We start from the raw sequence: 20,344 nt of genomic DNA on the forward strand, positions 1-20,344 counted from the left end.
TCAGCCGCCGCAGGTCTCGCGCACGATCAGCTCGGTGGGCACACGCTCCGACCGGCCGGCGCCGACGTCGGCGCCGCCGTGGTCCAGCAGTTTGGACACCATCAGCCGGCCGGCCTTCATCGTGTCCTGGGCGATGGTGGACAGGGCCGGGCGCGAGTAGCGGCTGAACGGCACATTGTCGAAACCGATGACCGAGACCTGGCTTGGCACGTCGATACCGGCGTGCAACAGGGCGCGCACGGCGCCCAGGGCGATCTGGTCGGAGGCGGCCACCACCCCGTCGAAGGCGACGCCGCGTCGGATCAGGGCGTCCACCGTGGCCTCGGCCGATTCGACCTCGAAATGGGCCGATACGATCAGGTCCGGTTCGACCGCCAGCCCGGCTTGGGCCAGGGCGTCCAGATAGCCGCGATGCCGCTGCATCGACTCGGGCGGATCCAGGTCGCCCAGGAAGACGATGCGCTTTCGCCCCAGCCGCGCCAGATGCAGGGTCGCACGACGCCCGCCCGAGATATTGTCCGAGCCGATGGAGCAATAGTCCTGATCCGGCAGTTCGGCGCCCCAGACGACGAAGCGATGGTCGGCGTCCACCAGCCGGTTGAAGGCCGAATGCAGGCTGGACTGCCCCAGGAAGATCACCCCGTCCGCGCGGCTGGTGTTGAGCGCGCCCGACAGCTCGTCATAGTTGGCGGGCGAGATATGGCTCATCAGCAGATCGCAGCCGCGTTCGCGCGCAGCCTCGCCTACCCCGGCCAGCAGTTCCAGGAAGAAGGGATCGCTGAGGCGCCCTTCGCGCCCCTGCGGACGCGGCACGACCAGGGCGATGGTGCCCTGGGCGCCGATGGGGCCGGCGGGCATGTGGCGGCGGAACGGATAGTCGTGTTCCTTCGCCAGCTTCCAGATCGTCTGTTTGGTGCGGTCGTTGACGGCGGGGCTGTCGTTCAGCGCGCGCGAGGCGGTGGCGATGGACACCCCCGCCAGGCGGGCTATGTCTTCCAGACGGGTTGTCTTGCGGCTCAAGGTCGCGGGTCCTCACAACAGCGTTTCGGCGCTGCAAATTTTTCTGCAAATATTTCAGCCACCGTTCGCGGCGGTTGGCAAGAGGCGGCGTAACGGAGTTCCCATGATGCAACGCAGATCTTTCCTGGCCCTTGGCGGCGCTTCGATCCTGGCTTTTGGAGCGACCGGCGTGCGCGCCCAGACCACGCCGACCCATGCCCGCGCCAGCTCGCCCGGCGGCATGCTGACGGTCGAGGCCTTCACCGACAACGATGGCCGGCCGATGTATTCGGTTCTGCGCCAGGGCCGGGTCGTGGTGGCCCCGTCCAAGTTGGGTTTCCTGCTGACCGACGCCCCCGCCATCGAACGCGGCCTGACCATCACCGCCGGCCAGCCGGTCACCGTGGACGACACGTGGGAGCAGCCGTGGGGCGAGCGCCGCCTGATCCGCAACCACTACAACGAATGGCGCGTCGCCTATGCCGAGCGTTCGGGCCTGCAACGCCGCGTGGACGTGGTGTTCCGCCTGTATGACGACGGCCTGGGCTTCCGCTACGAATTCCCGGACCAGGCCGCGCTGAAGACCGTCCGCATCGGGTCGGAAATCACCGAGTTCAACCTGGCCGAAAACGGCGAGGCCCTGTGGTGCCCAGCCTGGGAATGGAACCGCGAGGAATACCTCTACAGCCGCACGCCGATCGACGCGGTGGGCAGCGCCCAGACCCCGATGACGGTCAAGGGCCAGTCGGGCCTGCACGTCTCGATCCACGAGGCCGCCTGCATCGACTACGCCGGCATGAACCTGCGCCGCTCCGAGGGCACGAACTTCCGCGCCCAACTGACGCCCGGTCTGACCAACGCCGCCGTGGTGCGCGAGGCCCCGTTCAACACCCCGTGGCGCACGCTTCAGATCTCGGACAGCGCGTCGGGCCTGATCGACTCCAGCCTGATCCTAAACCTGAACGAACCCAACAAGCTGGGCGACGTCAGCTGGTTCAAGCCGATGAAATACGTCGGCGTCTGGTGGGAGATGCACCTGGAGCTGAAGAGCTGGAACGCCGGTCCCAAGCATGGCGCGACCACCGAAAACACCATCAAGCACATCGACTTTGCGGCCCAGCACGGCTTCGGCGGCGTCCTGGTCGAGGGCTGGAACAAGGGCTGGGACGGCCAGTGGTTCGCCAATGGTTCGGACTTCAGCTTCACTGAATCCTACCCCGATTTCGACATCGAGGCGGTCTGCGCCCACGCCCGGTCCAAGGGTGTGCAACTGATCGGCCACCACGAGACCGGCGGCAACGCCTTCCACTATGAGCAGCAGCTCGAACCGGCGATGGCCCTGTATGAACGCCTCGGCGTCCATTCGGTGAAGACCGGATATGTGGCTGACGCCCAGGGCGCGCGCGTCGCCGGACCGGATGGACAGATGGTCATGGCCTGGCACGAAAGTCAGGCGATGGCCCAGCACCATATGAAGGTCGTCGAGGCCGGCGCCCGCCACAAGGTCGCGATCAACGCCCACGAGCCGTTCAAGGACACGGGCCTGCGCCGCACCTATCCCAACATCATCAGCCGCGAAGGCCAGCGCGGCATGGAATATTCGGCCTGGGGCAACCCCGGCAATCCGCCAGAGCACGAGCCGAACCTGGTCTTCACCCGCCTGCTGGCCGGACCGATGGACTACACCCCCGGCATCTTCGGCATGGAGACGCGCAGCCCCGGCGGGGTGCAGACGACCTGGGCCAAACAGCTGGCCCTCTATGTCGTCATCTACAGCCCGATCCAGATGGCGGCCGACCTGCTGGTCAACTACGAGAACAATCCCGGCCCGTTCCAATTCATCAAGGACGTGCCGGTCGATTGGGACGAGAGCCGCACCCTGGCCGCCGAAATGGGCGACTATGTCGTCACCGCCCGCAAGGAACGCGGCACGGACATCTGGGCCCTGGGCGCCGTCACCGACGAGCACCCGCGCGTCCTGTCCGCGCCGCTGGACTTCCTGGACAGCGGACGTCGCTATCGGGCCGAAATCTATCGCGACGGCCCCGAGGCCGACTACAAAGGCAAACGCGAGGACATCGTCATCGAACAGCGCGAGGTCACCTCGGCCGACGTCCTGACCCTGGCCCTGGCTCCCGGCGGCGGTCAGGCGATCCGCTTCGTACCGCTGGGCCGGAGCCGTCGGAGATGAGCATCGCCAATGATCTCCTTCTTCCCTCGGGGAAGAAGGTGGCTCGCGGAGCGAGACGGATGAGGGGGTTGGTTTCGCGCCCCGATCGTCCGACGCGAAATCCGCATCCGGCAGCCCCCTCATCCGAGCGGCTTCGCCGCCCACCTTCTCCCCCGAGGGGAGAAGGATCGGGTGTCTGTCCATGAGCCTGCTCGCCCACCGCCCGCGCCTGTCAGGCCTGGCGATCTGGAACATGTGCGTCGGCTTCTTCGGCATCCAGATCGGCTTCGGCCTGCAGAACGCCAACACCAGCCGCATCTTCCAGACCCTGGGCGCCGAGGTGGATTCGCTGGCCATCCTCTGGATCGCCGCTCCGCTGACCGGCCTGCTGGTCCAGCCGATCATCGGCCATTTCAGCGACAAGACCTGGACCCGGTTCGGGCGACGTCGCCCCTATTTCCTGATCGGGGCCATACTGACCACCCTGGCCCTGATCGCCATGCCCAACAGCCCCAGCCTGTGGTTCGCCGCAGCCATGCTGTGGATCATGGACGCCTCGATCAACATCACCATGGAGCCGTTCCGCGCCTTCGTCGGCGACAATCTGCCGGAGGAGCAGCGCACCGCCGGCTATGCGATGCAGAGCTTCTTCATCGGCGCCGGGGCGGTCTTCGCCTCGACCCTGCCGTGGCTGCTGTCCAACGTCTTAAACATCGCCTCGACGGCGGAGGCCGGCGTCGTGCCCCTGTCGGTCAAGATCGCCTTCTATGTCGGCGCGGCCGGCCTGTTCGCAGCCGTCCTGTGGACCGTGCTGAGCACCAGGGAATACAGCCCCGAACAGATCGCTGCCTTCGAACGCGCCAAGCAGGAAGCGCTAGGCGCACCCGTTGATGACGGCCCCGAGGCGCCGGCGCGCAGCGTTCAGGGCTGGATGACTTCCGGCCTGGTCTGCGCCGTCCTGGGCGGACTAGGCTTCGTGCTGATTTCAGTGCTGGATTTGGAAAAGGAACTGCTGGTCCTGGCCGGCTTCTTCGCCGGTTTCGGCCTGCTTCAGATGGCCGTCGGCATGATGCAGCGCCGCCGCATCGTCAACGCCGCAACAGAGATCCTGAACGACATCTTCCGCATGCCCGAGACGATGCGCGGCCTGGCGATCGTTCAGTTCTTCAGCTGGTTCGCCCTGTTCGCCATGTGGATCTACACCACTGCGGCCGTGACCAGCGTCCATTACGGCACGACCGACACGACCTCGGCCGCCTATGCTACCGGCGCCGACTGGGTCGGGGTTCTGTTCGGGGTCTATAACGGCGTGGCGGCCCTGGCGGCCTTCACCCTGCCGGTTCTCGCCAAGCGCATCGGCCGCAAGGCCACCCACGCCTTGATGCTGTTGCTGGGCGCGGCGGGCCTGTTCGGGGTCTTCGTCATCCGCGAGCCGGGCCTGCTGTGGCTGCCGATGATCGGTGTCGGCTTCGCCTGGGCGTCGATCGTCTCCATGCCCTACGCCATCCTGTCGGCGGCGGTGCCGGACCGGAAGATGGGCGTCTATATGGGCGTCTTCAACATCTTCATCGTCGTGCCCCAGCTGCTGGCCGCCACCGTCCTTGGCCTGATCCTGAAGACCCTGTTCGACGGCCAGGCCATCTGGGCCCTGGTCCTAGGCGCCGTCTCCTTCGTGCTGGCCGCCGCGAGTGCGCTGATGGTCAAGGAGCACCGAGCATGAACCGGCGCGGTCTTCTCGCCCTTCTGACCGCCCTGCCCTTCGCCGGCGCGGCGCGCGCCGAGGGCGTTATCGCGGGCGGGCGGTTGGTGCGGCATGAGGCGGTCGCGTCGGCCCATGTAAAGGCGCGCAACGTCTCGGTCTGGCTGCCGCCGGGATACGAAGCGTCCGACGCCGCCTGGCCCGTCCTCTATATGCATGACGGCCAGAACCTGTTCGATCCGGCCACGGCCAACTTCGGCGAATGGGGCGTGGACGAGCATCTGACGCGGCTGATCGCGAGCGGTCAGGTCCGGGCCCCAATCGTGGTGGGGATCTGGAACACCGATCTGAGGCTGCGGGAATATGTCCCCGCCGACCTGATCGCCGCCCTTACCGCCGACATGCGCAATGAGGTCCAGGCCATCTACGGCGGCCCGTCCTTGTCCGACGCCTATCTGCGGTTCCTGGTCGAGGAGCTGAAGCCCTTAATCGACGGCGCCTATCGCACCCTCAGCGGGCCGCAGGATACGATGATCGCCGGCTCCAGCATGGGCGGCCTGATCTCCATGTATGCGGTAATGAAGCGGCCGCAGGTCTTTTCCGCCGCCGCCTGTTTGTCCACCCATTGGCCGCTGAAGGTCGAAGGGCTTGAGCCTGGCGCGGCGCTGGACGACTGGCGCGAACGTCTGGTCGCGGCCTGGACCGGCGTGATCGAACGCGGCCTGCCCGAGCCGGGCGACCACCGCTTCTATTTCGACCGGGGCGACGAGACGCTGGATCAATTCTACGCCGTCTTCCAGACCCAGGTGGACCAAACTTTCCGCCGTCGCGGATATGGCCCCGGCGACTTCCGCAGCCTGGTCTTCCCCGGCGCCCAGCACAATGAAGCGTCCTGGAACCAGCGCCTGGACGTGCCTTTGACCTTCCTTCTTTCCCCCGCCCCCACGCGCAACCCGTGAGGACCACAATGCGTCACTTCCGTACCTTCTGCCTCGCCGGCGCCGCCGGCCTGGCCCTCGCTTCCGCCGCGAGCGCCCAATCAGGCGTCGCCCCCGGCGCGCCCGGCGCGCCGCCCGTCTGGTCCAGCGCCGCCAAGACCGGCGCGGGCGCGTCCTACGAAGCCTATGTGGATGGCCAGTATCGCGACGGCGGCCCGACCGGGGCTGTGTCCAAGGTCTGGTATTCCATCGCCGACGGCGTCCTGACCGAAACCATGTACGGGCTGATCCACGAGGCCCAGATCAAGGCCCTGCGATTCGCCGGCGTGACCCAGGACGGTCTGGTCGTCGAAGGCGACGACACCACCAGCCGCACCGAATATCTGCACGTCGACGCGCGGGGGCGTCCGCTCTCGCCGGCCTATCGCGTCACGACACAGGACAAGAACGGCCGCTTCCAGATCGACAAGCAGATCTTCAGCGATCCCGACCGCAACGCCCTGGTGCTGCGGGTCACCATCACGGCGCTGAAGGGCGATGTGACGCCCTATCTGATGCTGGAACCGCACATCGCTAACACTGGCGTCGATGACCGTGGCCAGGTCACGCGAGATGGATTCCACGCCTGGGAAGGCGATACCCACCTGTTCCTGAAGCCCACCGAGGCCTTCGAAAAGGCCAGTGTCGGCTTCGTCGGCGCCTCGGACGGTCTGACGGACCTGACGGACGGCAAGCTGGACTGGACCTACGCCTCCACCGGCGATCAGGCCGGCAACACAATGATGACCGGCGCCCTGCCGCGACTGCGCCAAAGCAGCCGGATCACGCGCGACTTCGTCATCGGCTTCGGCGACAGCGAGGCCGAAGCGCGGGCGGCGGCGGACGGTTCGTTCGCGACCGGTCTGGACGAGGTGCTGGCCCGCTTCAACGGCGAGGGCGAGCGCGTCGGCTGGGAAGACTATGTCGGCTCTCTCACCGAACTGCCGCGCATCGCCGAACAGGCGACCGACGGCGGCAAGCTGGCCTATGCCTCGGCCCTGATGCTGAAGGTGCAGGAAGACCGCGCCCACGCCGGCGCCCTGATCGCGTCCCTGTCCAACCCCTGGGGCGACACGGTGGACGCGTCCAAGTCCTCGACCGGCTACAAGGCCGTCTGGCCGCGTGACTTCTATCAGGTGGCCATGGCCCTGGCGGCCCTGGGCGACAAGGAGACGCCGCTGGCGGCCTTCAACTATCTGCCCCAGGTCCAGGTCGGTCCGAACACGCCGGGCAATACCGGCGTCGGCGGCTGGTTCCTGCAGAAGACCCATGTCGACGGCGAACTGGAATGGGTCGCGGTCCAGTTGGACCAGACCGCCATGCCGATCATGCTGGGCTATCGTCTGTGGAAGATGGGCTGGCTGTCGGACGCCCAGATGACCGAGCACTACAACGCCATGCTGAAACCGGCCGCCGACTTCCTGGTGGGCGGCGGCAAGATCGGCTTGTTGTGGAACGAAGCCGAGATCAAGCCGCCCTTCACCCAGCAGGAACGCTGGGAAGAGCAGCAGGGCTATTCGCCGTCATCGACCGCCGCCGTGGTCGCCGGCCTGACGGTCGCGGCCGAAATGGCGCGCGCCTCGGGCGATGCGACGGGCGCGACGAGGTATCAGATCGCCGCCGACAGCTATGCGTCCAAGATCGAAGACCGGATGTTCACCACCAACGGCGACTTCGGCGACGGCCGCTATTACATTCGCATCACCCAGAACGAGAACCCGAACGACAAGGCCCCGATCGGCGCCGCCAACGGCCAGATCGCTCCGGCCGAGGATCGGGTCGTGGATGGCGGCTTCCTGGAACTGGTCCGCTACGGCGTGCGCAAGGCCGACGATCCGCACATCCTGTCCACCCTGCCCGTCTATGACGACCAGTCGCTGGAGCCGCTGTATCGGGTCCGCTACGACTTCGGTCCCGAGGGCGACAAGACGCCGGGCTGGCGGCGTTACGGCGTCGATGGCTATGGCGAGGATCACCTGACGGGCGCCAACTACGGCGTCGGCGGCGAGATGAGCCCTGGTCAACGCGGCCGGGTCTGGCCCTTCTTCACCGGCGAACGCGGTCACTATGAACTGGCCCGCGTCAGTGTGAACGGCGCCCCCTCGGCGGCCGACATCGCCGCCATCCGCCAGACCTATGTGCGCGGTATGGAGCGGTTCGCCAATGACGGGCTGATGCTGGCCGAACAGGTCTGGGACGGCGTGGGCGATCCGACGACCAAGGCCTACGCCCTGGGTCAGAATACGGATTCGGCCACGCCCCTGGCCTGGACCCATGCCGAATATCTGAAACTGCTGCGGTCGCTGGCCGACGGCAAGGTCTGGGACAGCTACGACCCCGTCCACGACCGTTACGCCCGCTGATGAAAAAGGCCCCGGAGATCGCTCTCCGGGGCCTCATTCTTAGATCACCGATAGATCTGGGATCAGAAGGTCAGCTTAATACCTGCGACCACCCGATCGTAGGCTCCGTCAACGCCCTTCACATCGGTGTCGTGGTAACGGACGTCGATGGCCAGGTTGTCGGTCAGGGCGTAGGCGACCCCGGCGTTCCAGGTCGCATAGTCGTCGGTGACGTCCAGCCACTGTTGGCCGACAGCGCCCGAGATCGTCCACTTGTCAGCCGGGCTGAAGGCCCCGTTGATTTCGGCATAGGTGGCGGCCTCGTCCGCGCCGAAGAAGTCAGGCGAATAATAGACGGCGGCGCCGATGGTGGCGGGTCCGACAGCGCGCGATGCGGCCGCCTTGAACTCCGCATAGTTATAGTCGGCCCCGTCCGGCGCGCCGGCGTACAGATAGCCGATCACGCCGAAATCGAGCGCGAAGCCGCCGGCCTCAGTGCGATAGCCGCCGTAGATGTCGAACTCAGCATCGGTGTCATCGCCGAAATCGACGTTCGAGGCCCAGGCGCCGCCGTAGAAGCTGCCCGAGGTCAGATCGACGCCGCCCTGGATGGCGGGATCCTCGCCGGTCTGGCTGAAGCCGCGGAACACATAGTCGCTGACGACGCCGACGTTCCAGGCGACATCGACGGTGCTCTGGGCCGAGGCCGGCGCGGCGAGGCCGATCAGACCCAGGGCGAGCGTTGCGGCGGCGGCCGCGCGGATGGTGGTCTTCTTCATAGTCTATCCCCTTGTTATGCTTGTTCTGTTCGAGGTCGGAAAAGTCGGGCGCGGGGTTCGGGAGCCGCGCCCGCTCTCCGTCAGTGTTCCAGCGCTTCGCCGTGGAGCGAGGTGTCCAGACCGGCGGCTTCTTCCGCCTCGCTCACGCGCAGGCCCGTGGTGAACTTGCAGATGAACAGGATGATCAGGGTGCCGACGGCGCTGTAGACGATGGTCCACAGCAGACCCAGCGCCTGGGCGCCGACGTTGGCACCTTCCGACAGGCTGTTGATCGCGGTCGTGGCGAACACGCCGGTCAGCAGGGCGCCGATCAGGCCGCCTGCGCCGTGGATTCCGAAGGCGTCCAGACTGTCGTCGTAGCGCAGCAGCTTCTTGATCCACACCGACGAGGCGTAGCAGACCGGGCCGGCGATCAGGCCGATGATGACCGCGCCCTTGGGATCGACGAAGCCGGCCGCCGGGGTGATCGCGACCAGACCCGCGACGACGCCCGACAGCATGCCGACCAGCGAGACCTTCTTCTTCTCGATATATTCGACGATCTTCCAGGTCAGGGCGCCGGCGGCGGCGGCCAGGATGGTGTTCAGCAGCGCCACGCCCATCAGGTCGTTGGCGGCGCCCGCCGAACCGGCGTTGAACCCGATCCAGCCCACCAGCAGCAGCGAGGCGCCGATCATGGTCAGGACCGGATTGTGCGCCAGGATCGGCTCGATGCCATAGCCTTTGCGACGACCCAGGAAGATGGCGCAGACTAGACCCGCGACACCCGAGTTGACGTGAACGACGGCGCCGCCGGCGAAGTCCAGTACGCCGGCGCTACCCAGGAAGCCGCCGCCCCAAACCCAGTGGCAGATGGGCGCATAGACCAGCAGCGACCACAGGGCGGTGAACAGCAGCAAAGCCGAATATTTCATCCGCTCGGCGAAGGCGCCGGTCACCAGCGCAGGCGTGATGATGGCGAAGGTCATCTGGAAGGAGATGAACAGAAACTCGGGAATGCCCGGCAGCAGGGCGTTGGCGGTTTGCAACGACACGCCGTTCAGGAACAGCATGTCCAGGCCGCCGATATAGGGCTGAAGCGCCGTATTGCCGTTGGCGCCGAAGGCCAGGCTGTAGCCGGCGATGAACCACACCAGCGACACCACGGCGAACACGCCGACGGACTGGGTGATGGTGGCGATGACGTTCTTCTTGCGCACCATGCCGCCGTAGAACAGCGCCAGACCGGGGAGGGTCATCAGCAGAACCAGGGCGGTGGATGTGCCCAGCCACGACGTGCCGGCGCTATCCAGTTCCAGCGCAGCCTGGTGGCCCAGCAGCGCAGGCGCAGCGTCCTGCGCATTGGCCGCTCCGGCGGCCATAAGGCAGAGTGTTGGAAGAAGGAGCCCTGCGGCCCCCATAAGTCGGTTCGTTGTCCGCGACATGAGCTAGTACCCCCTATGCAATCTCGCAGTTGCGAAGGTTTTACTGCAATCGCGAAACACGCAAGGGGATTCACCGCCGCCGGTGCAACTTTCTTGCAACGGTCACACATTAAAAAGCATGAAGCGCATGAACTGTGCAGTTCATGCGCTTCGTAGGTCAGTTTCGTGTCTCAACAGCCAAGGTTGAGAGGCAGGAAATTCGCCGGTCGTTTAGGACCGTTTCCGCCCGATGTGCTTCAGGCCCAGTGCATCTGCACACGGTGCGCCGCCGCCCAGTGGATGGCGCGAATGGCGTCGATCACCGCCTCCGTCGCGGCCCGGGTGCCCAGCGCCCCGCCCAGATCCGCCGTCATGGCGCCGGCGGCGAGGACAGCCGCAACAGCGGCCTCGATGGAATCGGCCTCATCCTCCAGCTTCAGGCTGTGACGCAGCAGCAGGGCCGCCGACAGGATCGTCCCGACCGGATTGGCCAGATCCTGTCCGGCGATGTCCGGCGCAGAGCCGTGGATCGGCTCGAACAGTCCCGGACCGCCCGCGCCCAGCGACGCCGAAGGCAACAGGCCGATGGAGCCGCCCAGCACCGAAATCTCGTCCGACAGGATGTCGCCGAACATGTTCTCGGTCAGGATGACGTCGTATTCGCGCGGCTTGCGGATCAGGTGCATGGCCATGGAATCGACCAGGGCATGCTCCAGCTCGATCTCGGGGAATTCCTCGGCGTGGATGCGGGTGACCACCTCGCGCCACAGGCGGCTGGTCTCCATGACATTGGCCTTGTCGACCGAGGTCACCTTGCCCCGTCGCTGACGCGCGGTCTGGAAGGCGGCGCGGGTGACGCGCTCGATCTCCGGCACCGTGTATTCGCACAGGTCGGTGGCGCGGTCGGCGGTGCGGGTTTTCTCGCCGAAATAGACACCGCCCGTCAGTTCGCGGAAGACGATCAGATCGACGCCCTCGACGATCTCCTTCTTCAGCGGCGACCGATGGGCCAGCACCGGCGACACCTGGAGCGGACGCAGATTGGCGAACAGGCCCATGGCCTTGCGGATCGCCAACAGGCCTTCTTCCGGACGGCGCTTGCCGCCATCCCATTTCGGCCCCCCGACCGCGCCCAGCAGGACGGCGTCGGACGCGACGCAGGCGGCGCGCGTGGCCTCAGGCAAAGGCTCGCCCGTCTCGTCGATGGCCGCGCCGCCGATCAGGTGTTCGGAGAATTGGAAATCATGGCCGTAGAAGTCGCCGATGACGGCCAGTACGTCGAGCGCGGCGCGCGTCACTTCCGGTCCGACGCCGTCGCCGGGCAGCAGGACGATGTTGTAGGTCTTGGGGGCGGCGTGGGTCATCAGACGGTCTCTCTCGATCGCTCGTAGGCTTCGATCTCAGGCATGTTTGCTTGCAGCCAGCCCAGGGTGTCCACCCCGTTCAACAGGCATTCGCGCGCGAAGGATTCGACCTCGAACGGCACGGGCTGGGCATTGCCGCGTCGGATCTGGTTGGCCTGGAGGTCGATCGTGACCGGCTGATCCGGTTGCGACGCCAGATCGTCCCACACCGCCTGGCTGACGACGATCGGCAGCAGGCCGTTTTTCAACGCGTTAGATGTAAAAATGTCAGCGATCTCGGTCGAGATCACTGCGCGGAACCCATAGTCGTACAGGGCCCAGGGGGCGTGTTCGCGCGACGAACCACAGGCGAAATTCTTGCCCGCCAGCAGGATGCGATGCTCGCTGGGATCGATCCGGTTCAGGATGGCCTCGGGCTTCTCCGACCCGTCGGCCTCATAGCGCCAGTCGTAGAAGGCGGCCTTGCCCAGCCCCTCGCGAGAGGTCGTGGTCAGGAAGCGCGCGGGGATGATCTGGTCGGTGTCGATATTGGCCTGACTCAGGGTCACGGTTTTCGAGGTCAGGACCTGGAAGGGCTCAGACATTCTCTTCTCCGCTCATCCCCGCGAAAGCGGGGACCCAGTTCTGTGGGCGACGCCTGTCGCCGGTCACGCCTTGGCGGCCATCCCGCGCATTGTGCTTCACGAAAGCACTGGGTCCCCGCTTTCGCGGGGATGAGCGGGAGGCGGTGAAGCTACGCATCGGCCGCCTCCTGCAGATAGACGCGCGGATCGGTCAGCACCCCGGCCACCGCCGTCGCCGCCGCCGTCGCCGGACTGGCCAGGATGGTGCGGGCGTCCTTGCCCTGGCGGCCTTCGAAATTGCGGTTGGAAGTCGAGACGGCCAGCTGACCCGGCGCGACGAAATCCCCGTTCATGGCGATACACATCGAACAGCCCGGAATACGCCATTCGGCGCCCGCGGCGATGAAGACCTCGTGCAGGCCTTCCGCCTCGGCGTCGCGCCGTACGGCCTCGGAACCCGGCACCACCAGCATGCGCAGGCCCGGCTTGACCTTGCGGCCCCGCAGCACCTCGGCGGCAGCGCGCAGGTCGGGCAGACGGCCGTTGGTGCAGGAGCCGATGAAGACCACGTCCACCGGCTGGCTGGTCGTCGCCTCGCCGGCGGTGAAGCCCATATAGGCGATGGCCTTGCGGTCGGAGTCCGACTGGGGTTGCGGCACGGGCGTGCCGATCGGCGCGCCCGCGTCGGGGGTCGTGCCCCAGGTCGCCATCGGACGGATGGCGTCGCCGTCGATGGCCACTTCCTTGTCGAAGGTCGCACCCGGATCCGTGGCCAGCTTCAGCCATTCGGCCGTCGCCGCCTCATAGTCGGCGGGCACGTGTTTCCGGCCGCGCAGCCAGTCGATGGTGGTCTGGTCCGGAGCGATCATGCCCGCGCGGGCGCCGGCCTCGATGGACATGTTGCACAGGGTCATCCGCCCTTCCATGTCCAGCGACCGCACCGCCTCGCCGGCGTATTCGATGACATAGCCGGTGCCGCCGCCGAATCCGATGGCGGCGATGACGGCCAGGGCGACATCCTTGCCCGAGACGCCGGGCTGCAGCCGCCCGTCCACCGTCACCCGCATGGCCTTGGCCTTGCGCTGCAACAGGCATTGGGTCGCCAGCACATGGCCGACCTCCGAGGTGCCGATGCCGAAGGCCAAAGCCCCGAACGCGCCATGCGTGGCGGTGTGGCTGTCGCCGCAGACCACGGTCATGCCCGGCTGGGTCAGGCCCAGTTCCGGCCCCATCACATGGACCACGCCGCGGTCGTCGGAGTCCCAACCCGCCAGGGGCACCCCGTGGGCGGCGCAGTTCTTCTCAAGCCGATGAACCTGGGCCTCGGCCTGGGCCGTGACATAGGGCTTCAGCCCGTTCAGCCCCGCCGGCAGGGTCGGGGTCGAATGGTCCAGAGTCGCATAGGTCCGGTCGGGACGCCGCACCTTCAGGCCGCGCGCCTCGATCTCGCTGAAGGCCTGGGGGCTGGTGACTTCGTGGACCAAGTGCAGATCGATATACAGCACGCCCGGCGTATCGGCCGTTTCCGACCGGACGACATGGGCGTCCCAGACCTTGTCGAACAGGGTGCGGGCCATCATCCCTCTCCGCTCATCCCCGCGAAAGCGGGAACCCAGTTCTGTGGGCGACAGGCGTCACCCGTCATGTCCCGGCGGCGATCCCCCGCACAGCGCCTCGCGAAAGCACTGGGTCCCCGCTTTCGCGGGGATGAGCGGAAATCAAACCTACGCATACTGGGCCACCGTCTCCTCAACGCCGTCGACCCGGTCGATGATGGCGATCAGTTCGGCGTCGCTGATCTCGCCGATCTGATCGGCGCGCTGCTTAAAGCCGGCCACCACGGCCGCCAGGCGTTCGCCTTCGATGGGACGGCCGATGGTTTCGGCGCGCTTGGCGATGGCGTGACGGCCCGAATGTTTGCCCAGAACGAACCAGCTGCCCTCGAAGCCCACGTCCTGGGGCCGCATGATCTCATAGGTGCGGCTGTCGGCCAGCATGCCGTGCTGATGGATGCCCGCCTCGTGTGCGAAGGCGTTGATGCCGACCACGGACTTGTTGCGGGCGATGACCGTCTCGGTGATCTCGCACAGGATCTTGGAGGCGCGAACCAGGTGGCGGCTGTCGGCGCCGGTGGTGACGCCGTAACGGTCCTCGCGGACCTTCAGGGCCATGATGACTTCTTCAATCGAGGCGTTGCCGGCGCGTTCGCCGATGCCGTTGATCGCACCCTCGACCTGACGCGCGCCGCCTTCGATCGCGGCCAGGGAGTTGGCGACCGCCATGCCCAGGTCGTCGTGGCAGTGGGCCGAGAAGATCACGTGCGGATGGCGCTTGTGAATGCGCGCCGCCAGGGCGCGGAAGGTCTCGCGCACCTCTTCCGGGGTCGCATAGCCGACGGTGTCGGGCACGTTCAGGGTCCGGGCGCCGGCGTCTGCGGCGGCCTCCAGCACATCGGCCAGGAACTCCGGCTCGGTGCGGAAGGCGTCCTCGGCCGAGAACTCGACGTCGTCGAACAGGCTTACGGCGTATTCGACCGAGCGGACGGCCGTGGCCAGAACCTCGTTGGTCGACATCTTCAGCTTGGCCGTGCGGTGGATCGGGCTGGTGCCGATGAAGGTGTGGCAGCGACGATGCGACTTGGGCGCCGGCTGCAGGGCGCGGAAAGTGGCGTCGATGTCCTTTTCGTTGGCGCGCGACAGGGAGCAGAAGACCGGCCCCTCGATCTCGCCGGCCACGCGGCGGATGCAGTCTTCGTCGCCCGGCGAGGCGGCGGCGAACCCGGCCTCGATAACGTCGACGCCCAGGTCCTTAAGGACCTGGGCCATCTTCAGCTTGGCTTGGGCGCTCATGGAGAAGCCGGGGGCCTGTTCCCCGTCCCGCATCGTCGTGTCGAACACGATGACGCGGTTGGGATCGGCGGCGATCTCCTCAGTTCGGGATACGCCGGATACTCGTACTTTTTCGGCGGTCATTACGCGGCCTCGGATTGAATAATGTCGTTGCCGATGCGGCGCACGCCGAACAGGCGGTCGATCTGGCGGCCCAGGTTCTCCATGCACCGACCGGCGTCGCGGCCGCGCACGGTCAGGGCGATACGGCGGAAGGTTCCCTCGTCAGCCATGCTCATGCCGTCGATGTGGAAGCCCCGGCGCTCCACCAGGCCGATGAGACGCTGAAGCGAACCGTCCGCACGGTCGATCTGGATGTGGATCGTGTCGCTCATCTCAGGAGCCCTCCATCATTTCGGCGTTGCTCTTGCCCGGCGGAACCAGCGGCCAGACATTGTCTCGGGGATCGATGACCACATGGGCCAGGCAGGGGCCTTCGGCGGCCAGCAGGCGCTGGATGCCGTCCGACACCTGATTGCGGCGATCGATACGGAAGGCCTCGATGCCAAAGGCCTCGGCCACCTTCACGAAGTCCGGATTGTCGGACAGGTCGATCTCGGAATAGTTCTCGGCGAAGAACAGCTCCTGCCACTGGCGCACCAGGCCCAGGCTGGAGTTATCGATCAGCACGATTTTCAGCGGGATGCCGTAACGCTTCAGCGTCGCCAGCTCCTGGATGTTCATCATGAAGCCGCCGTCGCCGGCGATGGTGACGACCGTCGCCGACGGATCGGCCAGCTTGGCGCCGATGCCGGCGGGCAGGCCGAACCCCATTGCCCCCAGGCCGCCCGAGGTGATGTGAGCTTCGGGCCGCGAGAAGCGACAGTGCATGGCGGCCCACATCTGGTGTTGGCCCACGTCGCAGGCGGCGACGAAATCATCGCCGGCCGCTTCGGACACTTCCTTCAGCAAAGCCGGGGCATAGACGCCCTCGCCCGGCGCGTCATAGCGGTGCGCGCCGGATTCGGCCGCGCGCGCGCAGTCGTCAGCCCAGCCATGAATGTCCAGCGCCGCGCCCGCGCGCATCCGCTGCGTCAGGGCCTCGACGCCTTCGCGCAGCTCGCCGACGACGGCGACATTGGCCGCCCGCAGCTTGTCGACTTCCGAGGCGTCGATGTCGAAATGGACGATCCGGGCGTTCGGCGCGAACTCGGCCAGCTTGCCGGTCGCGCGGTCGTCGAACCGGGCGCCGAAGACGATCAGCAGATCGCTGTCCTGAACCGCATGATTGGCGGCGCGGGCGCCGTGCATGCCCAGCATGCCCAGCATGCCGGGCGCGTCGGTCGGGATGGTGCCCAGGGCGTTCAGGGTCGAGACCTGCGGAATGCCTGTCGCGGCGACGAAGGCGCGCAGGGCCTCGGTCGCACGGCCGATCTTCACCCCGCCGCCGATATAGACCAGCGGCTTCTTCGCGGCCCGGATCGCGGCCTCGGCGGCGGCGATGGCGTCGTGATCGATGCGCGGCGTGTCGTTGGGAATGTGGAAGCCGTAGTCTTCGCTGGTCATGGCGAACTGCACGTCCTTGGGCAGATCGACCAGGACGGGACCGGGCCGACCCAAGGCGGCGATATGGAAGGCTTCCTCGATGGCGGCCGGAACATCGGCGGCGGACCGGACCAGGATCGAATGTTTCACGATCGGCAGGGTGACGCCCAGGATGTCGATCTCCTGGAAGGCGTCGGTGCCCATCAGGCCCTGGGCGACATTGCCGGTGATGCAGACGATGGGCACGGAATCCATCAGCGCATTGGCGATGCCGGTGATCAGATTGGTGGCGCCGGGGCCGGAGGTGGCGATGCAGACCCCGACCTTGCCGCTCTTGCGCGCATAGGCGTCGGCGGCGAAGGCCGCGCCCTGCTCGTGGCGGACCAGGATGTGCTTCAGCTTGGATCCGGCCAGGGCGTCATAGACTGGCATGATGGCGCCGCCCGGATAACCGAACACCACCTCCACGCCCAGCCGCTCCAGGGTGGAGACCAGCAGGCGCGCACCCGACTGGGGGGCGGCCTCGGCTGAGGATTTGAAGGCGGCGGCGGTCATCAGGGTCATCCGGTCTTTCGTTTGGGCTCAGGCCGCTTCGGACTTGGGCGTGTTCAGCCAAGCCATCCGCTCGCGCAGACGGGCGCCGACCTGTTCGATCTGGCTTTCGCGGTCCGCCTTCAGCCAGGCTTCGTACTGCGGCTTGCCGGCCTCGTTCTCGGCGATCCAGTTGCGCGCGAAAGTGCCGTCCTGGATCTCGTCCAGAATGGTCTTCATGCGGGCCTTGGTCTCTTCGTTGACGACGCGCGGGCCGCTGGCGACGGCGCCGTATTTGGCGGTCTCCGAGATGAAGTGGTGCATCTTCGAGATGCCGCCTTCGTAGAACAGGTCCACGATCAGCTTCAGCTCGTGCAGGCATTCGAAATAGGCTATCTCGGGCTGATAGCCGGCCTCGACCAGGGTGTTGAAGCCCTGCATGACCAGTTCCTTGGCGCCGCCGCACAGGACCGCCTGTTCGCCGAACAGATCGGTCTCGGTCTCTTCGCGGAAGGTGGTTTCCAGCAGGCCGCCGGTCGCGCCGCCATTGCCCTTGGCGTAGCCCATGGCCCGGTCGCGGGCCTTGCCGGTCACGTCCTTCTCGATGGCGAACAGGCTGGGGACGCCGCGGCCGCGCTGGAACTCGCGACGGACCAGATCGCCCGGTCCCTTCGGCGCGACCAGGATCACGTCCATGTCGGCGCGGGGGGTGATGCGCTCGTAGATGATCGAGAAGCCGTGGGCGAACAGCAGGGCCGAGCCCTCCTTGGCGTTCGGCTCGATGATGTCGCGATAGACGTCGCCCTGGACCATGTCCGGGGTCAGAATGGCGATGATATCGGCGCCCTTGACGGCCTCGGCCGGCTCGGCGGTCGCGACGCCGTCCTCGGTGGCGCGTTTCCAGCCGGTGCCGCCGTGACGGACGCCGGCGACCACGTCATGGCCGCTGTCCTTCAGGTTTTGGGCGTGGGCGCGCCCCTGAGAGCCATAGCCGATGATGGCGATGCGCTGGCCGGCGATGGCGCCGGGGCGGATGTCTTCGTTGGTGTAAATGGTGATGGCCATGGGTCAGGCGTCCTGAGCAGCAGTTGTCTTGTGAGACGCCGGAACTTGAGCCGGCGGCGGGTTGGGAATGGTGACGGCGCCCTGGGCCGCAGAGGAGACCGAGGCGCGGTATTTGGCGAAGACACCTCGCGCCGGGCGGACTACGTGGGGCGTAAAGCCCGCCCGGCGCGTCGCCAGGTCGACGTTGACGTCGATCCGGCGGTTGGTGACGTCGATGGTGATGCGGTCACCATCGCGAATGAGAGCGATCGGGCCGCCGACGGCGGCTTCCGGCGAGACGTGGCCGGCGACGAAGCCGTAGCTGGCGCCCGAGAAACGGCCGTCCGTCAGCAGGGCGACATTGTCGATCTTGCGGCCCTTCAGGGCGGCGGTGACCTGCAGCATCTCGCGCATGCCGGGGCCGCCCTTGGGCCCTTCGTAGCGGATGATGATGACGTCGCCTTCGCCGACCGAACCGTCCTGGACGGCGTGGAAGGCGTCTTCCTCGCTGTCGAAGACGCAGGCCGGGCCTTCGAACGTATCGACCTTGTGCCCGGTCAGCTTGATGACCGCGCCCTCGGGGGCGACGTCGCCATAGATGACGGCATAGCTGCCGCGCGCCATCACCGGCGCGGCGAAGCTGGTCACGACCACCTGGCCGGGGGTTTCCTCGGCGTCGCCCGCCTCGGCGAACAGGCTGCGGCCGCTGACGGTCGGGGTGTTCACGATCTTGCCGGCCTCGGCCATCCGCTGCGTGACCAGGCGGGTACCGCCGGCCGCGAACAGGTGCGAGGCCAGGAAGCGGCCGCCCGGCTTCAGGTCGCAGATGACCGGCGCCTCGACACAGGCCTGGTGGCAGTCCTCGACGCCGAACTCGACGCCGGCTTCCGCCGCGATGGCCGTCAGGTGCATGACGGCGTTGGTCGATCCGCCCGAGGCCGAGACGGCGACGGCCGCGTTCTTCAGGCTGGCCCGAGTGATGTATTTGCGGGCCGTGTCGCCGGCGAAGACGCGCTCCACGATCAACCGGCCGCAGCGCTCGCCTTCGGCCGCCTTGTTAGGATCGACCGCCGGCACATCATTGGCGCCCATGGGCGAGATGCCCATGACCGACAGGGCCATGGCCATGGTGTTGGCCGTGAACTGACCGCCGCAGGCGCCGGCGCCGGGGCAGACGGCCTGCTCGACCGCCTTCAGGCCCGCGTCGTCCAGCGCGCCGGCCGAATGGGCGCCGATGGCCTCGAACACCTCCTGGACCGAGACCTCCTTAGTCCCGATCACGCCAGGCATGATGGTGCCGCCGTAATAGACCAGGCCGGGGATATCCATCCGGGCCAGAGCCATGGCCGCCGCCGGGATGGTCTTGTCGCAGCCGACGATGCAGACCACGCCGTCCAGCTGATGGCCCTCGATGGCCAGTTCGATCGAGTCGGCGACGACCTCGCGGCTGATTAGCGAGGCCTTCATGCCCGCCGTGCCCATCGAGATGCCGTCGGTGACGACGATGGTGTTGAAATCGACCGGATAGCCGCCCGCCGCGATGATGCCGGCGCGCACGTCCTTGGCCAGCCGGTCCAGATGCATGTTGCACGGGGTGACCGTCGACCAGGTGTTGACGATGCCGATCATCGGCTTTTCGAAGTCGGCGTCCTGCATCCCGGCGGCGCGCAGATACGAACGGGCGGCGGCCCGGCTCGGGCCGGCCGTGACCGCCGCGCTGCGGGCGTTGGGCTTTTTGGGCTCTGAGGTAGAATCTTGCGTCATCGGTCCGGTTCTTTTTGAACCGCCGCGCACTAAAAACCCCGCTTCCTTTCGGAGGCGGGGTGGTGCGAGGCGATCCTGAGTGCGTTTAAGTCAGGTCGCGTGCATCCACGCCGCTTGCGTAAGCAGGCCGAGGAGTACGAGGAGAATGAGGAATACGGGGCTTTCCACGCCGACAGGCGCACGAACGGCGGCAACCGCCTTAGCGGTGCGTCCCTTCATCATGTCGCGCGTCATCGTGGCCACGGGGGGCTCCCTGTTCTGACGCCAAGAAACCATAGCCGCTGGTCACGCACAACCCCAATCGCAAGAATTTTGCGCAAATGGTCGAAAATGATC

The 20,344-nt window shown here is 66.8% G+C and carries 16 protein-coding genes; 4 read left to right on the plus strand and 12 right to left on the minus strand.

Going from position 1 to position 20,344, the window contains the following annotated elements; all coding sequences use genetic code 11:
- Positions 1-1,020, minus strand: a complete 1,020-nt coding sequence (locus ACP7BH_RS07835; RefSeq protein WP_425982343.1) for a LacI family DNA-binding transcriptional regulator — start codon at positions 1,018-1,020, stop codon at positions 1-3.
- A 106-nt stretch (positions 1,021-1,126) separates the two neighbouring features.
- On the opposite strand from ACP7BH_RS07835, the gene ACP7BH_RS07840 reads away from it, so the two are divergent.
- From ACP7BH_RS07840 to ACP7BH_RS07855, 4 genes are all read left to right on the plus strand, one after another.
- Positions 1,127-3,190, plus strand: a complete 2,064-nt coding sequence (locus ACP7BH_RS07840; protein WP_425982340.1) for a glycoside hydrolase family 97 protein — start codon at positions 1,127-1,129, stop codon at positions 3,188-3,190.
- Positions 3,191-3,371: 181 nt separating this feature from the next.
- The gene (locus ACP7BH_RS07845; protein WP_425982337.1) at positions 3,372-4,889 is read left to right on the plus strand and encodes an MFS transporter; all 1,518 of its coding nucleotides are present in this window, start codon (positions 3,372-3,374) and stop codon (positions 4,887-4,889) included.
- Positions 4,886-5,827: an alpha/beta hydrolase gene (locus tag ACP7BH_RS07850; protein WP_425982334.1), complete on the plus strand. Its 942-nt coding sequence runs from the start codon at positions 4,886-4,888 to the stop codon at positions 5,825-5,827. The genes ACP7BH_RS07845 and ACP7BH_RS07850 overlap by 4 nt, the downstream gene beginning before the upstream one ends.
- Before the next feature lie 8 nt (positions 5,828-5,835).
- Entirely contained in the window at positions 5,836-8,208 is a 2,373-nt protein-coding gene (locus ACP7BH_RS07855) for a glucan 1,4-alpha-glucosidase (protein WP_425982331.1), read from the plus strand.
- Positions 8,209-8,270: 62 nt separating this feature from the next.
- Here ACP7BH_RS07855 and ACP7BH_RS07860 read toward each other — a convergent pair whose 3' ends face one another.
- The 11 genes from ACP7BH_RS07860 to ACP7BH_RS07910 form a co-directional block, all read right to left on the minus strand.
- Positions 8,271-8,966 carry a TorF family putative porin gene (locus ACP7BH_RS07860; protein WP_425982328.1) on the minus strand — a complete coding sequence of 232 codons (696 nt, stop codon included), beginning with the start codon at positions 8,964-8,966 and terminating at the stop codon, positions 8,271-8,273.
- A gap of 80 nt (positions 8,967-9,046) precedes the next feature.
- Entirely contained in the window at positions 9,047-10,390 is a 1,344-nt protein-coding gene (locus tag ACP7BH_RS07865) for an ammonium transporter (RefSeq protein WP_425982325.1), read from the minus strand.
- 236 nt (positions 10,391-10,626) lie between these two features.
- Positions 10,627-11,733, minus strand: coding sequence for a 3-isopropylmalate dehydrogenase (gene leuB, locus ACP7BH_RS07870; RefSeq protein WP_425982322.1), 1,107 nt, complete (start codon positions 11,731-11,733; stop codon positions 10,627-10,629).
- Positions 11,733-12,317 (minus strand): 3-isopropylmalate dehydratase small subunit, encoded by a 585-nt coding sequence (gene leuD / locus ACP7BH_RS07875; RefSeq protein WP_425982320.1) that lies wholly within the window; start codon positions 12,315-12,317, stop codon positions 11,733-11,735. Before leuD ends, leuB begins: the two co-directional genes overlap by 1 nt.
- Positions 12,318-12,466: 149 nt before the next feature.
- The gene (gene leuC / locus ACP7BH_RS07880) at positions 12,467-13,876 is read right to left on the minus strand and encodes a 3-isopropylmalate dehydratase large subunit (protein WP_425982317.1); all 1,410 of its coding nucleotides are present in this window, start codon (positions 13,874-13,876) and stop codon (positions 12,467-12,469) included.
- Between the two features lie 144 nt (positions 13,877-14,020).
- Entirely contained in the window at positions 14,021-15,268 is a 1,248-nt protein-coding gene (locus ACP7BH_RS07885) for a 2-isopropylmalate synthase (protein ID WP_425982315.1), read from the minus strand.
- The gene (locus ACP7BH_RS07890) at positions 15,268-15,519 is read right to left on the minus strand and encodes an ACT domain-containing protein (RefSeq protein ID WP_425982313.1); all 252 of its coding nucleotides are present in this window, start codon (positions 15,517-15,519) and stop codon (positions 15,268-15,270) included. Before ACP7BH_RS07890 ends, ACP7BH_RS07885 begins: the two co-directional genes overlap by 1 nt.
- A gap of 1 nt (position 15,520) precedes the next feature.
- On the minus strand, positions 15,521-17,233 hold the full coding sequence (ilvG, locus tag ACP7BH_RS07895; protein WP_425982311.1) for an acetolactate synthase 2 catalytic subunit: 1,713 nt from the start codon (positions 17,231-17,233) through the stop codon (positions 15,521-15,523).
- Positions 17,234-17,251: 18 nt separating this feature from the next.
- Entirely contained in the window at positions 17,252-18,265 is a 1,014-nt protein-coding gene (ilvC, locus tag ACP7BH_RS07900; RefSeq protein WP_425982309.1) for a ketol-acid reductoisomerase, read from the minus strand.
- A 3-nt stretch (positions 18,266-18,268) separates the two neighbouring features.
- Positions 18,269-20,008 (minus strand): dihydroxy-acid dehydratase, encoded by a 1,740-nt coding sequence (locus ACP7BH_RS07905; RefSeq protein WP_425982306.1) that lies wholly within the window; start codon positions 20,006-20,008, stop codon positions 18,269-18,271.
- Between the two features lie 90 nt (positions 20,009-20,098).
- Positions 20,099-20,251, minus strand: a complete 153-nt coding sequence (locus tag ACP7BH_RS07910; RefSeq protein WP_425982303.1) for a hypothetical protein — start codon at positions 20,249-20,251, stop codon at positions 20,099-20,101.
- Between the last annotated feature and the right edge of the window lie 93 nt (positions 20,252-20,344).

The organism is Brevundimonas sp. TWP2-1 (assembly GCF_049897645.1).
Taxonomy (GTDB): Bacteria; Pseudomonadota; Alphaproteobacteria; order Caulobacterales; family Caulobacteraceae; genus Brevundimonas.

Coding starts and splice junctions, on each gene's coding strand:
- ACP7BH_RS07865 (WP_425982325.1), bottom strand. CDS start 10,390: ATGTCGCGGACAACGAACCGACTTATGGGGGCCGCAGGGCTCCTTCTT.
- leuC (WP_425982317.1), bottom strand. CDS start 13,876: ATGATGGCCCGCACCCTGTTCGACAAGGTCTGGGACGCCCATGTCGTC.
- ilvC (WP_425982309.1), bottom strand. CDS start 18,265: ATGGCCATCACCATTTACACCAACGAAGACATCCGCCCCGGCGCCATC.
- ACP7BH_RS07890 (WP_425982313.1), bottom strand. CDS start 15,519: ATGAGCGACACGATCCACATCCAGATCGACCGTGCGGACGGTTCGCTT.
- ilvG (WP_425982311.1), bottom strand. CDS start 17,233: ATGACCCTGATGACCGCCGCCGCCTTCAAATCCTCAGCCGAGGCCGCC.
- ACP7BH_RS07855 (WP_425982331.1), top strand. CDS start 5,836: ATGCGTCACTTCCGTACCTTCTGCCTCGCCGGCGCCGCCGGCCTGGCC.
- ACP7BH_RS07885 (WP_425982315.1), bottom strand. CDS start 15,268: ATGACCGCCGAAAAAGTACGAGTATCCGGCGTATCCCGAACTGAGGAG.
- leuB (WP_425982322.1), bottom strand. CDS start 11,733: ATGACCCACGCCGCCCCCAAGACCTACAACATCGTCCTGCTGCCCGGC.
- leuD (WP_425982320.1), bottom strand. CDS start 12,317: ATGTCTGAGCCCTTCCAGGTCCTGACCTCGAAAACCGTGACCCTGAGT.
- ACP7BH_RS07860 (WP_425982328.1), bottom strand. CDS start 8,966: ATGAAGAAGACCACCATCCGCGCGGCCGCCGCCGCAACGCTCGCCCTG.
- ACP7BH_RS07905 (WP_425982306.1), bottom strand. CDS start 20,008: ATGACGCAAGATTCTACCTCAGAGCCCAAAAAGCCCAACGCCCGCAGC.
- ACP7BH_RS07840 (WP_425982340.1), top strand. CDS start 1,127: ATGCAACGCAGATCTTTCCTGGCCCTTGGCGGCGCTTCGATCCTGGCT.
- ACP7BH_RS07845 (WP_425982337.1), top strand. CDS start 3,372: ATGAGCCTGCTCGCCCACCGCCCGCGCCTGTCAGGCCTGGCGATCTGG.
- ACP7BH_RS07850 (WP_425982334.1), top strand. CDS start 4,886: ATGAACCGGCGCGGTCTTCTCGCCCTTCTGACCGCCCTGCCCTTCGCC.